The sequence below is a fragment of the Sphingomonas sp. Leaf4 genome, from assembly GCF_920939515.1.
GTDB lineage: Bacteria > Pseudomonadota > Alphaproteobacteria > Sphingomonadales > Sphingomonadaceae > Sphingomonas.
Map to the genome: position 1 here is coordinate 293,693 of NZ_CAKLBB010000003.1, position 21,821 is coordinate 315,513.

Here is a 21,821-nt window from a genome sequence, read left to right on the forward strand (position 1 = left end):
ACGGAAATGGTCTTCGCTGGCGTCACGGCCGACTGAATGTCGATCCGCCTTAGTGCGGCGTGGTGCTGCTTCGCTGCACCTTGCCCGGCGCGTCAGGCTCGAACGACTCCAACCTCGCTGAACGGCCTCGGCTCCTTCGGCGGCACCGAAGCCTCGTTCAACCGGCATTGCCAGAAGCCGACGTCGATCCACCGCCCCTGCTTGAAGCCGATCTCACGGTACACCCCCGCCCGGCGGAATCCGACCGCCTCGTGCAGCGTGATCGACGCATCGTTGGGCAGCGACAGCACGCCGATCGCCTGGGTGAAGCCCTGTGCCCGCAGCGTATCGATCAGCGCCTCGTACAACAGCCGCCCGGTGCCCTTCTGCTGCGAGGCACCGGCCAGATAGATCGAGGTTTCGACGACATAGCGATACGCCGGCCGCTCGCGGAACTTCGACGCATAGGCATAGCCCAGCACCGCATCGCCGTCCGCCGCGCCGGTGGTCGCGACCAGCCACGGGTACAGCCCGTCGCTCGCCGCCATCCGGTGGCGGATCGCCCGCGCGTCGGGCGCGTCGGTTTCGAACGACACGGTCCCGCCCAGCACATAGGGCGCATAGATCGCGGCGATCGCCGCCGCGTCGTCGCTGCGCGCGCCCCGGATCGCGATCACAGCCCCAGCCTCGCGACGATCAGGTCGAGCAGCGACCGGTCGCTCACCGAGGCATCGACTGGTCCCAAGCCCGCGCATTCGAGGCAACGTGCCTGCACCCCGACGCGGCCCGACAGCATCGCGCGGGCATCGCCCAGCGCCTGCGCCACCACCGCACGCTGGTCGCGCGCCGCCATGCCCAGCAGGTCGGTCGCCGCCTGCCCGCCATCGCCCTGATCGCGCTGCTGATCGGCATAGCTCTTGAGGATCGTCTCCCACGCACCCGGCTGCTTGTCGAGGTACACCGCCCGCGCCTTCGCCGGATCGATCTTGGCGCGCTTCGCCGCCTCGGCCACCGCATCGCCCAGCGTCCCGAACCGATCGACCAGCCCGAGCTGGCGCGCGGTCCCGCCGTCCCAGACGCGCCCCTGCCCGATCTGGTCGACGCGCGGCTGCGGCAGCTTGCGCGATTGCGCGACAAGCCCGGTGAAGCGGCGATAAATGTCCTCGACATTGCCCTGCATGATCGCGTCGAACGCCGGCGTGGTGCCGCGCGTCACGTCGGGCTGGCCGCTCAGCGGCGTGGTCGCGACGCCATCGGCGCTGACCCCGATCTTGGCGAGCGTGTTCTCGAACGTCGGGATCACCCCGAACACCCCGATCGAGCCGGTGATCGTGTTCGGCTCGGCGAAGATCACATCCCCCGGCGTCGACACCCAATATCCGCCCGATGCGGCAAGCCCGCCCATCGACACCACGACCGGCAGCCCCTTGGCCTTCGCCTGGAGGATCGCCTGCCGGATGCGCTCCGACGCCAGCACCGATCCGCCCGGAGAATCGACCCGGACGACCAGCGCCTTCAGGTTCTTGGTGGCAAGGCCGTCGAGCAGCAGCTTGGCGATGGTGTCGCCGCCCGCCGTACCGGCCTTCGCCTCACCGTCGACGATGGTGCCCGCGACGGTGATGACCCCCACCGCATCGCCCCCGGTCGGCAGCGGGTTGGCCGCCAGCCAGTTGGCGTATTTGATCGTGCGGAAGCTGCCGAGCGGCTTGTTCGCCTCGGCCCCGGCGATTGCCGCCACCCGCTGCCCGAAGGCGATGCGATCGCCCAGCTTGTCGACCAGCCCACCGCGCAGGTTCGCCTGCGCCACGTCGCCGCCCGCCGCCTGCACCGTCTCGGCCGGGCGGGTCAGGAACGCATCCAACTGCGCCTTGGGCCGCGCCTTCTGCACCGCCGAGCGCCACTGGTCGAAGATCGCGCCATACAGCGCTTGGTTGGCGGCACGCGCCGGCTCCGACTGGTCGGCGCGGGTGAACGGCTCCACCGCCGACTTGAACTGGCCGACGCGGTAGACGTGGGCGTTGACCCCCAGCTTGTCGATCAGCCCCTTGTAATAGAGCTGCGATCCGCCCGGTCCGCGAAACATCGTGCCGCCGAACGGGTTCTGCCAGATCTCGCTGGCGTTGGCGGCGATGCGATACGCGCCATCGGTATAGAGCGTGGCATAGGCCAGCACCGGCTTGCCGCCGGCGCGCACCCGCGCGACCGCGTCGCCCACTTCGGCGAGCGTCGCAGGATAGCCCCCGGCGAAGCGGTCCATGTCGAGCACCACCGCCTTGACCCGATTGTCGCCCTTCGCCGCATCCAGCGCGCGGACCACGTCGCGCAGCCGCAGCTCCTGCGCCACGCCCTGTCCCGACAGCGCGGCAAACGGATCGGCCTCGGCGGGCTGTTCGACGATCGATCCCGACAGGTCGAGCACCAGCGCCCCGTCGGTCACGCGGGTATTGGGCCGCGCCGACAGCGCGGCGAACAATCCCCCGAAGAACAGCAGCATGAGCAGCAGCACCAGCGCGTCCTTGATGCCGACCAGCAATTTCCATGCGCCACGTACCAGCTTCACGCGCGTTCCTTCCGGGGAGTTTATCGTGGATCGATAATTAGCGGCGGATGGCGGCGAGTAAAGTGGAGATGGCTTCACGGCGGGCCGGCACGGTGTTCCATCGCGGGCGCAGGAAGGATGTTCCTGCCCGCCCCGACGTTCTACATGGCGCGCCATGACCGATGCCGCCGCCCCCGCCGCTCCGCCCACGTCCCGCGCGGAACTGGCGGCGACGCTGCGGCTCGCCGCGCCGCTGGTCGGGGCGAACCTGCTGCAAATGGCGGTCTATGCGGTCGACGTGGTGTTCGTCGCCCGGTTGGGCACGGTCGAACTCGCCGCCGCGACGCTCGGCGTCTATGCCTACAGCGTCATCCTGTTCGCGCTGTCGGGCCTCGTCGGCGCGGTCGCGCCGATCATCGCCGCCGAACGCGGCGCCCGTGCCCATGCGGTGCGCGAGGTGCGGCGATCGTTCCGCATGGCGCTGTGGATCGCGGTGCTGGGCAGCGTGCCGTTCATGGTGCTGCTGGCGCATGGCGATGCGCTGCTGCTGGCCACCGGGCAGGACGCGACCGTCGCCGCGCGCGCCGATGCGTTCCTCGACATATTGCTGTGGGCATTGATCCCCGCGCTGGTCGGCACGGTGATGCGGATCACCGCCTCCGCGCTCGGCCGCCCCGGCTGGGCAATGGTCATCACCGCGCTCGGCCTTGCCGTATCGATCCTCGCCAACTGGCTGCTGGTGTTCGGCAACGCCGGCTTCCCTGCGCTTGGGCTGGAGGGATCGGCGATCGCCAGCCTCGTCACCGCCACCGCGATGATGTTCGCCTATGCGGTCGTGCTGGTCGCCGACCGGCGGCTGCGCCGCTTCCGCCTGTTCGGCCGCTGGTGGCGGATCAAGGCGGGCCGGCTGCGCGAGATCGCGGTCCTCGGCCTACCGATCGCGGCGACGATGACGTTCGAGGGCGCGCTGTTCGCCGCCGCCGGTTTCCTGATGGGCCGCATCGGCGTGACCGAAGTGGCGGCGCACGCCATCGCGCTCCAGATCGCGGCGTTTCTGTTCCAGGTGCCGTTCGGCATCGCGCAGGCGGCGACGATCCGCGTCGGCCTCGCCTATGGCGCGGGCGACCGGACATGGATCGCGCGGGCGGGCTGGTCGGCGCTGATCGTCGGCACCGGCTTCATGGGGTTCACCGCGCTGCTGCTCTGGGCGTTTCCGCGCGCCTTCCTGTCGGTGTATGTCGATGTCGACGCGCCGGCCAATGCCGCGATAATCGCGCTGGCGCTGCCCTATCTCGCCATCGCCGCGCTGTTCCAACTGGCCGATGGCGCGCAGGCGGTGGCGGCGGGCGTGCTGCGTGGGGTGCAGGATACGCGGGTGCCGATGGTGATCGCGCTGATCGGCTATTGGCTGGTCGGCTTCGCGACGTCGGTGGCGCTAGGCTTCTGGACGCCGCTCGCCGGGATCGGCGTGTGGATCGGCCTTGCCCTCGGGCTGTTCGTGGTCGCCGTGCTGCTGGTCCACCGCTGGCACCGCCGCGAGGCGCTGGGACTGGTTCGGACCGTCTGACGCGGCTGTTTGAAAACGCACGATCGCGCGTTCTGCGGTGCCGGCCCGCTTTATCTGATACAGCGCACGTACCGACCGCAAAATTGTTCCGGCGGCGGTTGACGGCGGGTGGGTGGCTCCACATATCCGGGGCGCTGGCACTCCCCCCGGGTGAGTGCCAAGACCTGTTCAACGTATAAGGGAACCGCGCATGAACTTCCGTCCGCTGCACGACCGCGTGCTCGTCCGTCGCGTCGAGGCCGAGGAAAAGACGCTCGGCGGGATCATCATCCCCGACACTGCCAAGGAAAAGCCGCAGGAAGGCGAAGTCGTCGCCGCCGGCACCGGTGCCCGCACCGAAGCAGGCACGATCACCCCGCTCGACGTCAAGGCCGGCGACCGCATCCTGTTCGGCAAGTGGTCGGGCACCGAGGTCAAGGTCAACGGCGAAGACCTGCTTATCATGAAGGAATCGGATATCCTCGGCATCGTTGGCTGAGCGGTTCTTCCTTCTTCTAAGATCAACCTAATCTGAAAGGGTAGCCACCATGGCAGCCAAGGACGTAAAATTCGGTCGCGACGCGCGTGAACGTATCCTGCGCGGCGTCGACATCCTCGCCGACGCGGTGAAGGTGACTTTGGGGCCGAAGGGCCGCAACGTCGTCATCGACAAGTCGTTCGGCGCGCCCCGCATCACCAAGGACGGTGTGTCGGTCGCCAAGGAAATCGAACTGAAGGACAAGTTCGAGAACATGGGCGCGCAGATGGTGCGCGAAGTGGCCTCGAAGACCAACGACATCGCGGGCGACGGCACCACCACCGCCACCGTGCTGGCGCAGGCGATCGTCCGCGAAGGCATGAAGTCGGTCGCGGCCGGCATGAACCCGATGGACCTGAAGCGCGGCATCGACATCGCCGTCATCAAGGTGGTCGAGGACATCAAGTCGCGCTCCAAGCCGGTGTCGGGCACCAACGAGATCGCCCAGGTCGGCATCATCTCGGCCAACGGCGACCGTGAAGTCGGCGAGAAGATCGCCGAAGCCATGGAGAAGGTCGGCAAGGAAGGCGTCATCACCGTCGAGGAAGCCAAGGGCCTCGAATTCGAGCTGGACGTCGTCGAGGGCATGCAGTTCGACCGCGGCTATCTGTCGCCGTACTTCATCACCAACCCGGAAAAGATGCAGGTCGAGCTTTCCGACCCGTACATCCTGATCCACGAGAAGAAGCTGTCGTCGCTCCAGGCGATGCTGCCGATCCTCGAAGCGGTGGTGCAGTCGGGCCGTCCGCTGCTCATCATCGCCGAGGACATCGAAGGTGAGGCACTCGCCACGCTGGTGGTCAACAAGCTGCGCGGCGGCCTGAAGGTCGCAGCGGTCAAGGCTCCGGGCTTCGGCGATCGTCGCAAGGCGATGCTGGAAGACATCGCGATCCTGACCAAGGGCGAAGTCATCAGCGAAGACCTCGGCATCAAGCTGGAGTCGGTGACGCTGGGCATGCTCGGCACCGCCAAGCGCGTGACGATCGACAAGGACAACACCATCATCGTCGATGGTGCCGGCGATGCGGACTCGATCAAGGGCCGCACCGACGCGATCCGTCAGCAGATCGAAGTCACCTCGTCGGACTATGACCGTGAGAAGCTGCAGGAGCGGCTGGCAAAGCTCGCCGGTGGCGTCGCGGTCATCAAGGTCGGCGGCGCGACCGAGGTCGAAGTCAAGGAGCGCAAGGACCGCGTCGACGATGCGCTGCACGCAACCCGCGCAGCCGTCGAAGAGGGCATCGTCCCCGGTGGCGGCACGGCGCTGCTGTACGCGACCAAGGCGCTCGAAGGCGTCACCGGCGTCAACGACGACCAGACGCGCGGCGTCGACATCGTCCGCAAGTCGCTGACCTCGCTGGTGCGTCAGATCGCGCAGAATGCCGGCCATGACGGTGCGGTCGTGTCGGGCAAGCTGCTCGACCAGACCGATACCTCGTTCGGCTTCAATGCCTCGACCGACACGTACGAGAACCTCGTCGCGGCCGGCGTGATCGACCCGACCAAGGTCGTGCGCACCGCGCTCCAGAACGCTGCCTCGGTCGCCGGCCTGCTCATCACCACCGAAGCGACCGTTTCGGAACTGCCCGACGACGGCAAGGCCTCGGCCATGCCCGCCGGCGGCGGCATGGGCGGCATGGGCGGCATGGACTTCTGATTTTGGACGGGTGCAGCAATGGCTGCACCCGACACAAAATCGGAACGGCCGGCGGGTCGGCGGCAACGCCACCGACCCGACCGACGGGCACCGGCTTCGCCGGTGCCAGATCCAGACGCAGAAAAGGCCGGGAGGGGGATACCCTTCCCGGCCTTTTCGCGTTCAACGAACTTCGTCTATCCCAGCCGAAACACCTGCTCCACGACCCCATCCGCTCTGGCTACCGTCTCGACCCACGCGAACCCGGCGTGGCGCAGCACGGCGATCGAGCGAAGGTTGCTCGCTACCACCGAAGCGGAGACCGGCCTCTCCCTAGCCATGTCGAGGAACGCCACGACGGCACGACTGGCAACGCCCTGCCCCCAGTACCGGCGCCCGATCCAATAGGCGATCTCGCGCTGCCCTTCACGAATGAAGGTGGAGACATAGCCCGCCGTGACGCCATCGACAGCGACGGTTCGGACCTCGCAGTCGTTCCGGTTGAGAATCTGCTGCCAGTGCGCATCGAACGCCGGTCGCGGCCGGGACACGAACCCTGCCATCGCCGCAGCCATTGGATCACATTGATGTTCGTAAAAGACCGGCAGATCGTCGACAGTAACGATGCGAAGCCGGACCTCGGTCGGCATGACTATTTGGCCGGCTTCCACAACTGCGTCTGGCAGAAGAACGCGATGCAGCCCTGCACCTTCAGCGACCCGTCGGCATTCTTCGACACGATCGATTTGTAGCTCTTGCCATTGCGCGGGTCGTAGATCCGCCCGCGCCAATCGCTGCCGGCATCGGCAAAGCCCGACAGGATCGGTATGCCTAGGATCGGGCGCGACCGCAGCGCGGGATCGCCGTTGTTGACGTCGGTCATCGGCGCGCCGGGCGTCGCCTTGATGATGCGGACCAGTCGCCCGCACACCTTGTCGCCGCAGCGCGCGACTTCGATCACGCCTGCGCCGTCTTCGGTCAGATAGCGACCCGCGATCGGCGTCGCGGCGACGGCCGGGGTCGCGACCGCTACCGCGGCGAACACCAGCGCGTGCCGCATCACTTGAAATTGTCCGCGTAGGCTTGCAGCTTCAGCGTACGCTCGGGCGCGGGTATGACATGATACTCGATCCCCTCGCGCCGGGCATAATCGGTAGCGGCATCGAGCGAGGGGAATTTAAGCTTCACCTGATCGCGCGTATCGCCCGATCCTGCCCAGCCGGTCAGCGGATCGGCCTGCTTTGGTTCGGCCGGCTCGAACTCGAGCATCCAGGTGTGCGTCTTGGCACGCCCCGACTGCATCGCGTTCTTGGGGATCTGGTAGATACGGGCGCTGGGCATCGACGAAACCTTCGTGCAGGACAGGATTTATCCCTGCATAGCAAAGCCGGCGCGCCATGCCAGCAGGAGTCGCGACTTGCCGCGACGCTAAATGCGTAGAGCATGGCAGGAATATCATGCCGGATCGGGCGTGGCGTTCGGCACGAACGGCCGTATGATCCGATTTCAGCCGTTTCTCTCGTCTATTGCTCTTGCGACTGGTTATCATTAAAGATTGGTTTTTCCTTGTCTCTTCAATCAAAACCGCTTATTGCCCCGCGCGTCGCGGCAGGACCGCGCGTTTGACTGCACGGAGAGAACCTTGGCTCGCAAGAAGATCGCGCTGATCGGCGCCGGCAACATCGGCGGCACGCTCGCCCATCTCGCAGCGTTGAAGAACCTTGGCGACATCGTCCTGTTCGACGTGGCTGAGGGCATTCCGCAAGGCAAGGCACTCGACCTGTCGCAGTGCGGACCCGTCGAAGGGTTCGACGCGAAGATCATCGGCAGCAACGACTATGCCGACATCGCGGGCGCGGACGTCATCATCGTCACCGCCGGTGTCGCGCGCAAGCCGGGCATGAGCCGCGACGACCTGCTCGGCATCAACCTGAAGGTCATGAAGGCCGTCGGCGAGGGCATCAAGAACAATGCCCCCGACGCTTTCGTCATCTGCATCACCAACCCGCTCGACGCGATGGTGTGGGCGCTGCGCGAATTCAGCGGGCTGCCGCACCACATGGTCGTCGGCATGGCCGGCGTGCTCGACAGCGCGCGCTTCAGCCACTTCCTGGCGGACGAGTTCGAGGTGTCGGTCAAGGACGTGACCAGCTTCGTGCTGGGTGGGCACGGCGACACGATGGTCCCGGTCATCTCCTATTCGACCGTGTCGGGCATCCCCGTTCCCGACCTCATCAAGATGGGCCGCTCGACGCAGGAGAAGATCGACGCGATCGTCAAGCGCACCCGCGGCGGCGGCGGCGAGATCGTCGCGTTGCTCAAGACCGGCTCGGCCTATTACGCGCCCGCGACCAGCGGCATCGCGATGGCCGAAGCCTATCTGTACGACCAGAAGCGCGTGCTGCCCGCCGCCGCCTATGTCGACGGCCAGTACGGCGTGAACGACCTGTATGTCGGCGTGCCGGTGGTGATCGGTGCCGGCGGCGTCGAGCAGATCGTCGAGATCGCGCTGGACGACGAAGCAAAGGCGAACCTCACCGTGTCGGTCGACGCGGTCAAGGAACTGCTGGTCGCCTGCAAGGGCATCGACGAGACGCTGGCGTAAGCAGCCTCCCCGCTCTGGCGGGGACCAGGGACAGGCGCGACGGAAGCGGAGTAATTTTCGCCTCCGTCGCGGACCACGCCGGAAGGGCGGTCTGATCCGGCACCCCTACAGCACCGATGCCGAACGATCCGTTCGCCGGGCTGAACCGAATTTTCGCTCCGGCCACGGAGCAGCAAGGGAAACGAAGATGAGCATCCTCGTCAACAAGAACACCAAGGTCATCACCCAGGGGATGACCGGCGAAACCGGCAGCTTCCATACCAAGGCGGCGCTGGAATATGGCACGCAGATGGTCGGCGGCGTGACGCCGGGCAAGGGCGGCAGCGAGCATCTCGGCCTCCCCGTCTACAACACCGTCGCCGAAGCCAAGTCGAAGACCGGTGCCGATGCGTCAGTCATCTACGTTCCGCCGCCCTTCGCCGCCGATTCGATCCTCGAGGCGATCGATGCCGAAATCCCGCTGATCGTCGCGATCACCGAAGGCATTCCGGTGCTCGACATGGTCCGCGTCAAGCGCGCGCTGTCGGGCAGCAAGTCGCGCCTCATCGGCCCGAACTGCCCCGGCGTGCTGACGCCGGGCGAATGCAAGATCGGCATCATGCCCGGCAGCATCTTCAAGCAGGGTAGCGTCGGTGTCGTCTCGCGCTCCGGCACGCTCACCTATGAAGCGGTGTTCCAGACCTCGAACGCCGGCCTCGGCCAGACCACGGCGGTCGGCATCGGCGGCGATCCGGTCAACGGCACCAACTTCATCGACGTGCTGGAGCTGTTCCTCGCCGACGAGGCCACCCAGTCGATCATCATGATCGGCGAGATCGGCGGCGATGCCGAGGAACAGGCCGCACAGTTCCTGATCGACGAGGCCAAGCGCGGCCGCAGCAAGCCGATGGCCGGCTTCATCGCGGGCCGCACCGCGCCTCCGGGGCGTCGCATGGGTCATGCCGGCGCGATCGTGTCGGGCGGCAAGGGCGATGCGGAAAGCAAGATCGCGGCGATGGAAGCGGCCGGCATCAAGGTCGCGGCATCGCCCAGCGAGCTGGGTTCGACGCTGCTCGAAGTGCTGAACGGTTGAACTGACACGCCCCGCGCCACGACGCGCGCGGGGCACCGCCCGGTTCGACCGGGCAACAGCGGACGGGAAACGACCATGGGCTACGAAGGCCAGGATTTCGACATCGCCGCCGGCGTCAGCCCGGCATTCGTGGAAACGCTCTATGGTCGCTACCGCGAGGACCCCTCGTCGGTCGATGCTGGCTGGCGTCAGTGGTTCGACGGGCTGGAGGGCGCGACGCAGCACCCGAGCTGGCAGAGCAAGCGCTGGCCGCTGACCGACACCGACCAGCTCACCGCCGCGCTCGACCCGACGCAGATGGAACCGGCCCCCAAGCCGGCCAAGGGCGGCGGCAAGCCGGCTCCGGCGGCGGCTCCGCCCGCGCCCAAGGTCGATGTGGCCAAGGCCGCCGGCGACGCGATCCGCGCGCAGCTCCTGATCCGCACCTACCGGGTGCGCGGGCATCTTGCCGCCAATCTCGATCCGCTGGGCCTCGCCCGCCGCGATCTGCCCGAGGATCTGCGCACCGAATATCACGGCTTTTCGGATGCCGAGATCGACACGCCGGTGTATCTCGGCGGCACGCTGGGGCTGGAATGGGCCACGGTGCGCGAGATCGTCGACATCCTGCGCGCCAATTACTGCGGCAACGTCGGCCTCGAGTATATGCACATCGCGGACGTGGAGGAGCGCAAGTTCCTGCAGGACCGGATGGAGGGCCGCGACAAGGCGATCCAGTTCACCGCCGACGGCAAGAAGGCGATTCTCAGCAAGGTCATTGAGGCCGAGCAGTGGGAGAAGTTCCTCGGCCGCAAATACGTCGGCACGAAGCGCTTCGGCCTCGACGGCGGTGAATCGATGATCCCCGCGCTCGAAGCGGTCATCAAATACGGCGGCCAGATGGGCGTGCGCGAGATCGTGTACGGCATGGCGCACCGTGGTCGCCTGAACGTGCTGACCAACGTGATGGCCAAGCCGTTCCGCGTGCTGTTCCACGAATTCGCCGGCGGCAGCGCCAACCCGGACGACATCGGCGGGTCGGGCGACGTGAAATATCACCTCGGCACCTCGACCGACCGCACCTTCGACGACGTGTCGGTGCATATGTCGCTGGTCGCCAACCCCAGCCATCTCGAAGCGGTCAACCCGGTCGTGCTCGGCAAGGTCCGCGCGCAGCAAACCTTCCGCAGCGACCTCGAAACGCATGAGCAGGTGCTGCCCGTCCTGATCCACGGCGACGCCGCGTTCGCGGGTCAGGGGATCGTGTGGGAATGCCTCGGCTTCTCCGGCATCCGTGGCTACAACACCGGTGGCTGCGTCCACTTCATCATCAACAATCAGGTCGGTTTCACCACCAGTCCGCAGTTCGCGCGCAGCTCGCCCTATCCGTCGGACGTGGCGAAGGGCGTGCAGGCACCGATCTTCCATGTAAACGGCGACGATCCCGAAGCCGTGACCTTCGCGACCAAGATGGCGATCGAGTTCCGCCAGAAGTTCCACCGCGACGTGGTGGTCGACATGTGGTGCTATCGCCGCTTCGGCCATAACGAAGGCGACGAGCCGTCGTTCACCCAGCCGCTGATGTACGCCAAGATCAAGGGCCATCCGGGCGTCAGCGACATCTACGGCAAGCGATTGCAGGACGAAGGCGTGATCGACGCCGGGTTCGTCAGCGCCAAGACCGGCGAGTTCACCCAGCATCTCGAAAGCGAGTTCGACGCGGCCAAGAGCTACAAGCCGAACCGTGCCGACTGGTTCGCCGGGCGCTGGTCGGGGCTGCACGCGCCGATGGACGCCGAGGGCGCGCGCCGCTCGGTCGAAACCGGCATCAGCCCGAAGTTGTTCGAATCGCTCGGCCGCACGCTGACCAGCGTTCCGGACGACCTTCAGGTCCACAAGACGCTCACCCGCGTGCTCGACGCCAAGCGGGCGATGTTCACCAGCGGCGAGGGCTTCGACTGGGCGACCGGTGAAGCGCTGGCGTTCGGATCGCTGCTGTCGGAAGGGTTCGGTGTCCGCCTGTCGGGGCAGGATTCGGGTCGCGGCACCTTCTCGCAGCGGCATGCGGTGTGGGTCGACCAGACCGACGAGCACAAGTTCGTGCCGCTCAAGACCATTGAGCATGGCAGCTTCGAGGTGCTGGACAGCCCGCTCAGCGAATATGGCGTGCTCGGTTTCGAATACGGCTATGCGCTGGCCGACCCCAAGGCGCTGGTGATCTGGGAAGCGCAGTTCGGCGATTTCGCCAACGGTGCGCAGATCATGATCGATCAGTTCATCGCGGCGGGCGAAGCGAAGTGGCTGCGCGCCAACGGCCTCGTCATGATGCTGCCGCACGGCTACGAAGGTCAGGGGCCGGAGCATAGCTCGGCACGGCTGGAGCGGTTCCTGCAACTGTGCGCGGGCGACAATATGCAGGTGGCCAACGTCACCTCGCCGGCGAACCTGTTCCACCTGCTGCGCCGGCAGATGCACCGCAACTTCCGCAAACCGCTGGTCATCATGACGCCCAAGTCGCTGCTGCGGCACAAGATGGCGACGTCGAGCGCTGCCGAGTTCCTCGGCGACAGCCATTTCAAGCGGCTGCTGTCCGACCCATCGGCCCCGGCCGATCAGGACACGACGCGGCTGGTGCTGTGTTCGGGCAAGGTCGCGTTCGACCTGATCGAGGCACGCGACGCGGCGGGCGACACCGCCACGCAGATCGTGCGCGTGGAACAGATTTATCCGTTCCCGACCGATGCGCTGGTCGAGCGGCTGAAGCGCCTGCCTAACCTGACCGACGTGGTCTGGGCGCAGGAGGAGCCGAAAAATAACGGTTCGTGGTTCCTCGTCGAACCGGCGATCGAGGAAGCGCTGGCCGAGGCGAACGCGCCGGTGGCGCGTGCCCGCTATGCCGGTCGCACGGCGGCGGCATCGCCCGCCACCGGGCTGATGAAGCGCCACCAGGCCGAACAGGGCGCGCTGGTCGCCGATGCGCTCGGCCACAATGTCCGCGACGAAATCCGCCGTACCCGTCAGGCCGAGGGCGAACGCGCCACCGGCAAGGCCGCATCCTAACCGTGTTATTACCCCCGACACGGGGGAGATGAGGAAAATCCGATGGCAACCGAAGTTCTGGTCCCCACGCTGGGCGAATCGATCACCGAAGCGACGCTGGGCGAATGGTTGAAGCAGCCGGGCGAAGCGGTCGCGGCCGACGAGCCGATCGCCAGCCTCGAAACCGACAAGGTGTCGGTCGAAGTGCCCGCGCCGGTCGCGGGCGTGATGGGCGCGCATGCGGTGCAGCCGGGCGACACCGTGTCGGTCGGCGCGATGATCGCCACGATCGACGCCGGTGGCGCCGGTAGCGCACCCGCGCCCAAGGCGGATGCGCCGAAGCAGGAAGCGGCCCCCGCTCCTGCCGCTCCGGCGCAGCAGGCACCGGCAGCGGCCGATGCCAATGTCGATGCCGCCGCACTGTCGCCGTCGGTCCGCCGCGCGATTCTCGAACACGGCGTCGATCCGGCCAAGGTCAAGGGCACCGGTCGCGACGGTCGCATCACCAAGGAAGACGTGGTCGCCGCCGCCGGTGACAAGTCGGCCGCCGCCGCCCCGGCGGCCGCTCCGGCCGCGGCGGCCCCCGCCGCCAGCGCCGCACCGGCGCGCAAGGAAGAGCGCGTCAAGATGACGCGCCTGCGCCAGACGATCGCCCGCCGCCTCAAGGAAGCGCAGGATACCGCCGCGCTGCTCACCACCTTCAACGACGTCGACATGACCGCGGTGATCGAGGCGCGCGCGAAGTACAAGGACCTGTTCGAGAAGAAGCACGGCGTGCGGCTCGGCTTCATGGGCTTCTTCGTGAAGGCCGCGACGATGGCGCTGAAGGACATTCCGTCGGTCAACGCCAGCATCGAGGGCGACGAGATCGTCTATCGCGACTATGCCGACATCTCGGTCGCCGTGTCGGCGCCGGGCGGCCTTGTCGTCCCCGTCATCCGCGATGCCGACAAGCTGTCGGTCGCGGGCGTCGAGAAGACGATCGGCGACTTCGGCAAGCGCGCCAAGGACGGCACGCTCAAGATGGACGAGATGAAGGGCGGCACCTTCACCATCTCGAACGGCGGCGTGTTCGGCTCGCTGATGTCGACCCCGATCATCAATCCGCCGCAGTCGGCGGTGCTGGGCCTCCACCGCATCGAGGAACGCCCGGTCGTCCGTGACGGTCAGGTCGTGGTGCGCCCGATGATGTATCTGGCACTCAGCTACGACCACCGCCTGATCGATGGTCGTGAGGCGGTGACGTTCCTCGTCGCGCTCAAGAACGCGATCGAGGATCCGACGCGCCTGCTGATCGACCTGTAAGAAGGATCGGGCACCGATGGGCATGGTGATCTATCTGCGGCGGGCCGGCGATGCCGACCTCGACCGGTTGGTCGCCGACCCGTCGGTGTTCGAGACGTTCGTGTTCGACGAGGGGGTCGAGAACCTCGACCTCGTCGATTTCGACATGGGCTGGCATGCACTGCATTACCTGCTGACCGGATCGGCCGACGATGTCGGCCATCCGCTCGGGATCATCATCGCCGCCTTGCCCGAACTGGGCGCGGACGAGAATGGCGAGGGCGGGATCGGGTTGATCGCGCCCGAGCGGATGAAGGCGTTCGCCGATGCGCTCGACGCCCAGGACGATGCGACGATCGCCCGCCGGTTCGACCAAAAGGCGATGATGAAAGCCGATGTGTATCTCGCCGACACGTTCGTCGGCGGCGATGCGATCGACTATATACTGCAAGGGCTTCCGGCCCTTCGCCAATTCGCGGCACACTGCCGCCGTACCGGCGACGGCGCGATCCGCGTGATCGCCCACAACGACTAGGACGGGATAGAGACCAATGGCTGACTACGACTTCGACGTCCTCGTGATCGGTGCCGGACCCGGCGGCTATGTCGCGGCGATCCGCGCGGCGCAACTGGGCCTCAAGGTGGCGTGCGCCGAGGGCCGCGCGACGCTGGGCGGGACCTGCCTCAACGTCGGGTGCATCCCGTCGAAGGCGCTGCTCCACGCCTCCGAGCTGTACGAGGAAGCGACCGGCGGGCATCTCGCCAAGTTCGGCGTCAACATCGCCGGCGCGACGCTCGACCTCGATCAGATGCACGCTGAAAAGGCCAAGGCGGTCGGCGAGCTGACCGGCGGCATCGAATATCTGTTCAAGAAGAACAAGGTCGAATGGCTGAAAGGCTATGCCGCGTTCGAGAACGACAACACGGTCAGGGTCGGCGACCGCACCGTCACCGCGCGCGACATCGTGATCGCCACCGGATCGTCGGTGATGCCGCTGCCGGGCGTCGAGGTGGACAATGACGCGGCGATCATCGTCGATTCGACCGGCGCGCTGGCGCTGCCCAAGGTGCCCGAGCATCTGGTGGTGATCGGCGGCGGCGTGATCGGCCTCGAGCTCGGCAGCGTGTGGCGTCGCCTCGGCGCCAAGGTCACGGTGGTCGAATATGCCGACCAGATCCTGCCCGGCTTCGACGGCGAGGTCCGCAAGGAATCGGCCAAGCTGTTCAAGAAGCAGGGCTTCGACCTCAAGACCTCGACCAAGGTCACGGCCGCGTCGGTCGATGGCGGCACCGCGACGCTGACCGTCGAACCCGCCGCCGGCGGCGAGGCGACGACGATCAGCGCGGACGCGGTGCTGGTGTCGATCGGCCGCCGTGCGAACATTGAGGGCCTCGCGCTCGACAAGGCGGGCCTGAGCGTCAACCAGCGCGGGCAGGTGGACATCGACGAGGAGTTCCGCACCAAGGTCGACGGCATCTGGGCGATCGGTGACGTGGTGCATGGTCCGATGCTGGCGCACAAGGCCGAGGACGAGGGCGTCGCCGTCGCCGAGTTCATCGCCGGGCAGACCGGCATCGTGAACCATGACGTGATTCCGAGCGTGGTCTACACCATGCCCGAGATCGCCGGCGTCGGGCTGACCGAGGAAGCGGCCAAGGACAAGGGCGAGATTAAGGTCGGCAAATTCCCCTTCGCCGCCAACAGCCGCGCCAAGACCAATCGCGACACCGATGGCTTCGTGAAGGTCATCGCCGATGCCAAGACCGACCGCGTCATCGGCGTATGGATCGTCTCGTCGCTGGCCGGCACGATGATCGCGCAGGCGGCGCAGGCGATGGAATTCGGTGCGACCAGCGAGGACATCGCCTACACCTGTCACGCGCACCCGACGCATGCCGAGGCGCTCAAGGAAGCGGCGATGGCGGTGCGGGGCAAGGCGATTCACATCTGATCGGTCGCGTACGGACACGGCTTCATGGAGGCGGGACACGGCAGCGTGTCCCGCCCCTTTTGCGTTGGTGGCTGGCCGTCACACCCCGACGATGGCATGCTCGGCCCTGACAGGGATAGGAGAGCAGGATGCGGGTCGGCCTTGGTTGTCTGATCGCGTTATCGGCTATCGGTAGCGGCTGCGCGGCCGGATCGTCGCCATCCAGCATCGGAACGGCAATCTATGTTCCGCCGGTGCGGCTGGGAGGAACGGGCAGCGTCATGTTCCTGCCGGCTCCGCAGCCGGCCATCGCGAGTGCCGACGAAGCGATCATCCGCGCGGCGTTGAAGCATGTTGCCGCTCCCGGCCAATGCGTCACGCCGATGCTTGCTCTTCCTCCGTTCGGTGAGCTGGGCGATATGGCGCGACAGGCGGCCGCACCGATCGCCCGGATACCGGCCGCAGCCGATCCGGTCCGGTCACGATCAGGATCGTGGTACGATATGGCGGGCAGACCCATCGATCCGCGGACGGCGGCGCGGATCGATCATGGAATCGCCATGATCGTTGCGGCGATACCGGGCGAGAGCGCCAGCACCCCGCTTCTCATCCTGCCGGCGTGGCTGGGACATGGTCAGTCGATCGGCAACGACACCTGCGATCAGATCCGGCTGTCACGGCCAGCCCGGTACGGAACGCTTGCGTTCGTCTCTGTCGACCTTCGCCGGGATCGCCGCGACAGTCAGGGAGGGTTGCTGGCGTTCGACGGCACTGGCGGACGATGGCGTGTCATCGCGCAACAAACCCTCTGGATCAACTGACACGAAACGACCCGCACCGCGCGAGCGGTACGGGCCGTTGCCGACAGTCGTGTCGCTCGCGCCTCAGGCGGCGGGCGGCACGACCTCTTCCTTCACGCGGGTGATCCGGCGGCGGCGGGGCCGTTCGGCACCGTCATCAGGCGTCGAGAGTGCTGGCGGCAGGCGATCCGCGTCGATCGATGGCGCGGCTTCGGCCGGAACCGCGTCGAGCGGGGCGGCTTCGGCACGCACGCGCGGGGTGCGGCGACGGACCGGCTTGGCCTCGTCCGGTTGGGTGGCGACGACGGGTTCGGGTACGACGTTTTCCTGCGTGCCGACCTCGCCCTCTACCGCGCGGACTTCACCCGCACCGGGGATGCTGCGCGGCGTATCGCGGCGGATGCGTTCGCGCTGCGGACGCTCCTCACGGGCCGGGCGATCGTCGCGTGCGGCACGCTCTTCGCGCGGCGCACGGTCTTCGCGAGGTGCGCGATCGTCGCGCTGGACGCGCGGCTGGCGCTCTTCGCGCTGGCCGCGATCGTCGCGGTTGCCACGGTCATCGCGCTGGCCCCGTTCCTCACGATTGCCGCGATCGTCACGCTGGCCGCGTTCTTCGCGATTGCCGCGATCGTCGCGCTGGCGATCGTCGCGGCTGCTGCGTTCCTGCTGGCCGCCGTCGGCGTTATCGCCGTCGAACTCGAAATCATCGTCCTCGCCGCCGTCGAAGTCGTCGCGCACGCGGCGCTGTTCCTCGACCCGCGACCGGCCCGCTTCGAGCACGCGGAAATAGTGATCGGCGAACTGGAGATAATATTCGGTGTTCACCCGGTCGCCGGCGCGTTGCGCATCGGCGGCAAGGTTCTTGTATTTCTCGAGCAGTTGCGCGGCATTGCCACGCGCGCGATTGTCGATACGATTGCCGGTTTCACGCGAATTGCCGCCGCCGCTTCCCGGCTGGCGCTGGCCACCGCGACCGCGACGGCGGCCGGCCTGACGATTGTTCATCAAGGGTTGGTTGTCCTGTCCTTACCTGTCCGTCGATCTCGCGATCCCGGGTGCGAGCAAATCCGCGAGGCGATGCGCAAAGGCACCGTCCGCCTGCCATGGCCGCGGGACGGCGGCGCACATGACGATGGAAGGAGCCCTGCCCGCTATCAACGACGTGGTCGATGGTGCCTGCCCCGCCACCGGTCTTAGCGGGTGCAACCGGCTTCTCCAAGCGGAAAGATGGGGCGCGCCGCCGTTCGGTTCAACCGGCAAGGATGCAGCGCGGCCGGCCGCCCAGATCGCGGACCAGCGTCGCCGACAGCCCGGCGGCGCGGACCAGCGTGGCGACCGCCTCGCCTTGGGTATGGCCGATCTCGATCGCAGCGATGCCCCCTTTGTCTAAAAGGCGGGGAAGATCGGGCACGATGCGCCGGTAGTCGTCGAGCCCGTCGTGACCGGCGAACAGCGCTTCGCCCGGTTCGTGACCGACGACCTCGTGCGGGAGCGATTCGCCAGTGCCGATATAGGGCGGGTTGGCGAGGATCAGGTCGTAGAGACCGTCGATGCCGGCGGTCCAGTCGCCCTGCCGCCATTGCGCCCGATCGGCCATGCCCAGCGCCGCCCCGTTGCGTCGGGCATAGTCGAGCGCGGCCGGCGAGGCATCGACGCCGAGGCCGGTGGCGCCGGGCCATTCGGCGAGCGCCGCCAGCAGCAGCGTGCCGGGACCGGTGCCTAGGTCGAGGATGCGTTGCGGTGTGCGGGTGGCGAAGTGGCCGAGCGCGGCGTCGATCAGCGTCTCGCTGTCGGCGCGGGGGACCAGCACGCCGGGGCCGACCATCAGCTCGATCGTCCAGAACGCGCGGCTGCCGGTGATATAGGCGACCGGTTCATGGGTCAGGCGGCGATCGACCAAGTCCTCGAACCCCTCGGGAATGGGGTCGTCCAGCCTCGTCAGCAGCATCGCCTCGCGCGTGCAGCCGAGCGCGTGGGCGGCGAGGAGTTCAGCGTCGAGACGGGGGGAGTCAGAGACTTCGGCGATGCGCGCCGTCGCTTGGGTCAGCGCCTGGCGGAGCGTGGTCATGGAATCACGCGAAGGCGCGAAGGCGCAAAGAAGAAAGAGATTGTTCGCGCAGAGGCGCAGAGGCGCGGAGGGGTTGCGCGTCGGGTGACGTTCCGCGCCGTCAGGTGCCGTCTCTTCTGGTCAACCCGGGGGTAGAGACGGATCGCTGCGCGATCGGCGGGCACACCCCCTCCGCGCCTCTGCGCCTCGGCGCGAATACCCTTCTTCTTCGCGGCCTTCGCGCCTTCGCGCGATTCCAAATCACCCATCCAGCGTCGCCAGCCGCTCCGCCTCGTCCTGCGCGATCAGTGCGCCGAGCAATTCCTCCATCTCGCCTTCCAGAATTTCGGGCAAACGGTGGAGCGTCAGGTTGATGCGGTGGTCGGTCACGCGCCCCTGCGGGAAATTATAGGTGCGGATGCGCTCCGACCGGTCGCCCGATCCGACCATCGAGCGGCGCGTGCCGGCGCGCTCGTCGGCCAGCCGCGCGCGTTCGGCTTCGTAGAGGCGGGTGCGCAGGACTTTCAGCGCCTTGGCCTTGTTCTTGTGCTGCGATTTTTCGTCCTGCTGGATCACGACGAGGCCGGTGGGCAGATGGGTGATGCGCACCGCCGAATCGGTGGTGTTGACCGACTGGCCGCCCGGCCCCGACGAGCGATAGACGTCGATGCGCAGGTCGCGCGCCTCGTCGATCTGGACGTCGACTTCCTCGGCTTCGGGGAGCACCGCGACGGTCGCGGCGCTGGTGTGGATGCGGCCGCCGCTTTCGGTCGCGGGCACGCGCTGGACACGGTGGACGCCGCTTTCGAACTTCAGGCGCGCGAACACGCCCGCGCCGGTGACACTGGCGACGACTTCCTTATAGCCGCCCGCGTCGGATACCGAGGCCGAGATCAGCTCGATCCGCCAGCCGCGATTGTCGGCATAACGCTGGTACATGCGGAACAGGTCGCCGGCGAACAGCGCGGCTTCGTCGCCACCAGTACCGGCGCGGATTTCGAGCATCGCCGCGCGTTCGTCGGCCGCGTCGCGCGGCAGCAGCGCCAGCGCCAGCGCACGTTCGGCCGATTCGAGCTGCCCGCGATTGGCGTGCAGCTCCTCGATCGCCATCGCGCGCATGTCGTCGTCGGCGTCCTGCGTCATGTGCGTCAGGCTATCGCTCTCGGCGCGCAGCCGGCGGACCTCGCCCGCCGCCTGTGCGACGGGTTCGAGTTCGGCATATTCCTTCGACACCGCGACGAAACGGTCGCCGGGCAGGTCGCCGGTCGCCATCTGCGCGGCGAGTTCGTCACGGCGCGCCTCGATCTGGGCGATGCGTTCGGGGGCGATGGTCATTAACGAATTCGTTCCAGAGAGATCACACGTTCGCCGTATGGCTCAGACAAGCTGAACCGTTTGCGCAGCGCTCGCTTCGTCCGCAGCCGGATCGGTCGCGCTCCCGCTTCCATGTCGGTGATGCGAACAGCTCCGATGGTGCTTCCCGTGAAATCGGCAGCCACTGTCAACACGCGACCTGTTCCACGCTTCCTTGCTCGTTCGAACTGCTTTTTCTGGCTACCCGAGAAATACATTTCACAAGTGATACCGTTGCTCCGAAGCAGACCCATGACTTCAAGCGCAAGATTCCCTGAATGTTCGCCGTCAGCGATAACCGTCAGTTCAGGCCCTGAGACGGCAGGCTCCTCCAGCAACATCGCCAGTCGCTCGATCCCCGCCGCCCAGCCCACGCCGGGCGTCGCAGGACCACCGAGCGATTCGATCAGCCCATCATAGCGTCCGCCCGCCAGCACGGTCCCCTGCGCGCCCAGCCGGTCGGTCACGAATTCGAACGCGGTGTGGCGGTAATAGTCGAGGCCGCGCACCAGCCGGTCGTTGCGGGTCCACTGCACCCCCGCCGCGTCGAGCCCGCCGGTGACGGCGGCGAAGAAGTCCGCTGCCTCCGCCGTCAGGAACGAATCGATCCCCGGCGCCGAATCGGCGATCGGCCGGTCGCGCGGGTCCTTCGAATCGAGGATGCGCATCGGATTCTTGTCGAGGCGTTTCAGGCTGTCTTCGGACAGGTCGGCGCGGTGCCCCTCGAAATGCTCGACCAGTGCGGCGCGCCATGCGTCGCGCGTCTCGGCATCGCCCAGCGTGTTGAGCTGCAACGTCACGCCATCGGCGATACCCAGTTCCTTGAGCAACTGGTCGGCCATCGCCAGCAGCTCGACATCGGCCATCGGCTCGGCCGCGCCGATCACCTCGGCGTCGATCTGGTGGAACTGGCGATAGCGGCCCTTTTGCGGGCGTTCGTAGCGGAACACGGGGCCGTGCGTCGCGAGCTTCAACGGCGCATATTGCTGCCAGCCTTCGGTCAGATAGGCGCGGGCGATGCCGGCGGTGAATTCGGGGCGCAGCGTCAGCGAATCGCCGCCACGATCCTCGAACGAATACATCTCCTTCGACACGACGTCGGTCGTCTCGCCCAGCGAGCGGGCGAAGACGGCGGTCGATTCGAACACCGGCACCTCGACCCGCGCAAAGCAATAGAGGCGGCGCACGCGCTCGAAGGTTTGGGCGACATGGGTGAAGCGCCGCTCGAAATCGCCGAAAATGTCCTGGGTGCCCCGGACGGGGCGCGGGGTGGTGATCTTTGCCATTATGTCGCGCGATTTATGGTGTCCGCCGCGCGAACGCCAGTGTTTCCACGCGGCGCTGCGCGCGACCGGTTGACCCCGGCGATATGGGTGTGGCAGGGGCAGGTTTCGCGCGGGCGGGTATAGTACAATGGTAGTACAGCAGCCTTCCAAGCTGAATACACGGGTTCGATTCCCGTTACCCGCTCCA

At 67.1% G+C, this 21,821-nt stretch carries 19 protein-coding genes and 1 tRNA gene; 11 read left to right on the forward strand and 9 right to left on the reverse strand.

Annotation, left to right across the window (positions count from 1 at the left end; genetic code table 11):
• Nucleotides 1-92: 92 nt before the first annotated feature.
• Together LRA89_RS06050 and sppA are read right to left on the reverse strand one after the other, a co-directional pair.
• Complete coding sequence (locus LRA89_RS06050; RefSeq protein WP_055761198.1) at nucleotides 93-656, reverse strand: GNAT family N-acetyltransferase; 564 nt, start codon at nucleotides 654-656, stop codon at nucleotides 93-95.
• The gene (gene sppA, locus LRA89_RS06055; protein ID WP_230769419.1) at nucleotides 653-2,539 is read right to left on the reverse strand and encodes a signal peptide peptidase SppA; all 1,887 of its coding nucleotides are present in this window, start codon (nucleotides 2,537-2,539) and stop codon (nucleotides 653-655) included. The genes LRA89_RS06050 and sppA overlap by 4 nt, the downstream gene beginning before the upstream one ends.
• A gap of 154 nt (nucleotides 2,540-2,693) precedes the next feature.
• On the opposite strand from sppA, the gene LRA89_RS06060 reads away from it, so the two are divergent.
• From LRA89_RS06060 to groL, 3 genes are all read left to right on the forward strand, one after another.
• Nucleotides 2,694-4,085 (forward strand): MATE family efflux transporter, encoded by a 1,392-nt coding sequence (locus tag LRA89_RS06060; RefSeq protein WP_230769420.1) that lies wholly within the window; start codon nucleotides 2,694-2,696, stop codon nucleotides 4,083-4,085.
• A gap of 190 nt (nucleotides 4,086-4,275) precedes the next feature.
• A complete protein-coding gene (groES, locus tag LRA89_RS06065; RefSeq protein ID WP_055761206.1) occupies nucleotides 4,276-4,563 on the forward strand; it encodes a co-chaperone GroES in 288 nt (95 codons plus the stop codon).
• Between the two features lie 49 nt (nucleotides 4,564-4,612).
• Nucleotides 4,613-6,259, forward strand: coding sequence for a chaperonin GroEL (groL, locus tag LRA89_RS06070; protein ID WP_055761209.1), 1,647 nt, complete (start codon nucleotides 4,613-4,615; stop codon nucleotides 6,257-6,259).
• A gap of 176 nt (nucleotides 6,260-6,435) precedes the next feature.
• On the opposite strand, the gene LRA89_RS06075 is transcribed toward groL, so the two are convergent.
• The 3 genes from LRA89_RS06075 to LRA89_RS06085 are packed head-to-tail and all read right to left on the reverse strand — an operon-like array spanning nucleotide 6,436 to nucleotide 7,579.
• On the reverse strand, nucleotides 6,436-6,888 hold the full coding sequence (locus tag LRA89_RS06075) for a GNAT family N-acetyltransferase (protein ID WP_056495637.1): 453 nt from the start codon (nucleotides 6,886-6,888) through the stop codon (nucleotides 6,436-6,438).
• Between the two features lie 2 nt (nucleotides 6,889-6,890).
• Nucleotides 6,891-7,298: a DUF2147 domain-containing protein gene (locus LRA89_RS06080; RefSeq protein ID WP_056495635.1), complete on the reverse strand. Its 408-nt coding sequence runs from the start codon at nucleotides 7,296-7,298 to the stop codon at nucleotides 6,891-6,893.
• Entirely contained in the window at nucleotides 7,298-7,579 is a 282-nt protein-coding gene (locus tag LRA89_RS06085) for an ETC complex I subunit (RefSeq protein WP_230769421.1), read from the reverse strand. Before LRA89_RS06085 ends, LRA89_RS06080 begins: the two co-directional genes overlap by 1 nt.
• A 301-nt stretch (nucleotides 7,580-7,880) precedes the next feature.
• Between LRA89_RS06085 and mdh the strand changes: the two genes are divergently transcribed.
• The 7 genes from mdh (at nucleotide 7,881) to LRA89_RS06120 (ending at nucleotide 16,969) form a co-directional block, all read left to right on the forward strand.
• The gene (gene mdh, locus LRA89_RS06090) at nucleotides 7,881-8,843 is read left to right on the forward strand and encodes a malate dehydrogenase (protein WP_056495632.1); all 963 of its coding nucleotides are present in this window, start codon (nucleotides 7,881-7,883) and stop codon (nucleotides 8,841-8,843) included.
• 187 nt (nucleotides 8,844-9,030) lie between these two features.
• Nucleotides 9,031-9,915 (forward strand): succinate--CoA ligase subunit alpha, encoded by an 885-nt coding sequence (gene sucD, locus LRA89_RS06095; protein ID WP_055761229.1) that lies wholly within the window; start codon nucleotides 9,031-9,033, stop codon nucleotides 9,913-9,915.
• A gap of 75 nt (nucleotides 9,916-9,990) precedes the next feature.
• Nucleotides 9,991-12,954 (forward strand): 2-oxoglutarate dehydrogenase E1 component, encoded by a 2,964-nt coding sequence (locus LRA89_RS06100; RefSeq protein WP_230769422.1) that lies wholly within the window; start codon nucleotides 9,991-9,993, stop codon nucleotides 12,952-12,954.
• Between the two features lie 42 nt (nucleotides 12,955-12,996).
• Nucleotides 12,997-14,238: a 2-oxoglutarate dehydrogenase complex dihydrolipoyllysine-residue succinyltransferase gene (gene odhB / locus LRA89_RS06105; protein ID WP_230769423.1), complete on the forward strand. Its 1,242-nt coding sequence runs from the start codon at nucleotides 12,997-12,999 to the stop codon at nucleotides 14,236-14,238.
• Between the two features lie 16 nt (nucleotides 14,239-14,254).
• A complete protein-coding gene (locus LRA89_RS06110; RefSeq protein ID WP_056495624.1) occupies nucleotides 14,255-14,752 on the forward strand; it encodes a DUF1877 family protein in 498 nt (165 codons plus the stop codon).
• A gap of 16 nt (nucleotides 14,753-14,768) precedes the next feature.
• Complete coding sequence (lpdA, locus tag LRA89_RS06115) at nucleotides 14,769-16,169, forward strand: dihydrolipoyl dehydrogenase (protein WP_230769424.1); 1,401 nt, start codon at nucleotides 14,769-14,771, stop codon at nucleotides 16,167-16,169.
• A 128-nt stretch (nucleotides 16,170-16,297) separates the two neighbouring features.
• Nucleotides 16,298-16,969: a hypothetical protein gene (locus LRA89_RS06120; RefSeq protein WP_230769425.1), complete on the forward strand. Its 672-nt coding sequence runs from the start codon at nucleotides 16,298-16,300 to the stop codon at nucleotides 16,967-16,969.
• Nucleotides 16,970-17,032: 63 nt separating this feature from the next.
• Here the strand turns inward: LRA89_RS06120 and LRA89_RS06125 are convergent, their stop codons facing one another.
• The 4 genes from LRA89_RS06125 to hisS form a co-directional block, all read right to left on the reverse strand.
• Nucleotides 17,033-17,953 (reverse strand): DUF4167 domain-containing protein, encoded by a 921-nt coding sequence (locus LRA89_RS06125; RefSeq protein ID WP_230769426.1) that lies wholly within the window; start codon nucleotides 17,951-17,953, stop codon nucleotides 17,033-17,035.
• A gap of 244 nt (nucleotides 17,954-18,197) precedes the next feature.
• Complete coding sequence (prmC, locus tag LRA89_RS06130; RefSeq protein ID WP_230769427.1) at nucleotides 18,198-19,016, reverse strand: peptide chain release factor N(5)-glutamine methyltransferase; 819 nt, start codon at nucleotides 19,014-19,016, stop codon at nucleotides 18,198-18,200.
• Between the two features lie 240 nt (nucleotides 19,017-19,256).
• A complete protein-coding gene (gene prfA / locus LRA89_RS06135; protein ID WP_056495611.1) occupies nucleotides 19,257-20,330 on the reverse strand; it encodes a peptide chain release factor 1 in 1,074 nt (357 codons plus the stop codon).
• Nucleotides 20,330-21,634, reverse strand: a complete 1,305-nt coding sequence (gene hisS, locus LRA89_RS06140; protein WP_230769428.1) for a histidine--tRNA ligase — start codon at nucleotides 21,632-21,634, stop codon at nucleotides 20,330-20,332. Before hisS ends, prfA begins: the two co-directional genes overlap by 1 nt.
• A 113-nt stretch (nucleotides 21,635-21,747) precedes the next feature.
• On the opposite strand from hisS, the gene LRA89_RS06145 reads away from it, so the two are divergent.
• Nucleotides 21,748-21,821: transfer RNA gene (locus LRA89_RS06145), tRNA-Gly, on the forward strand.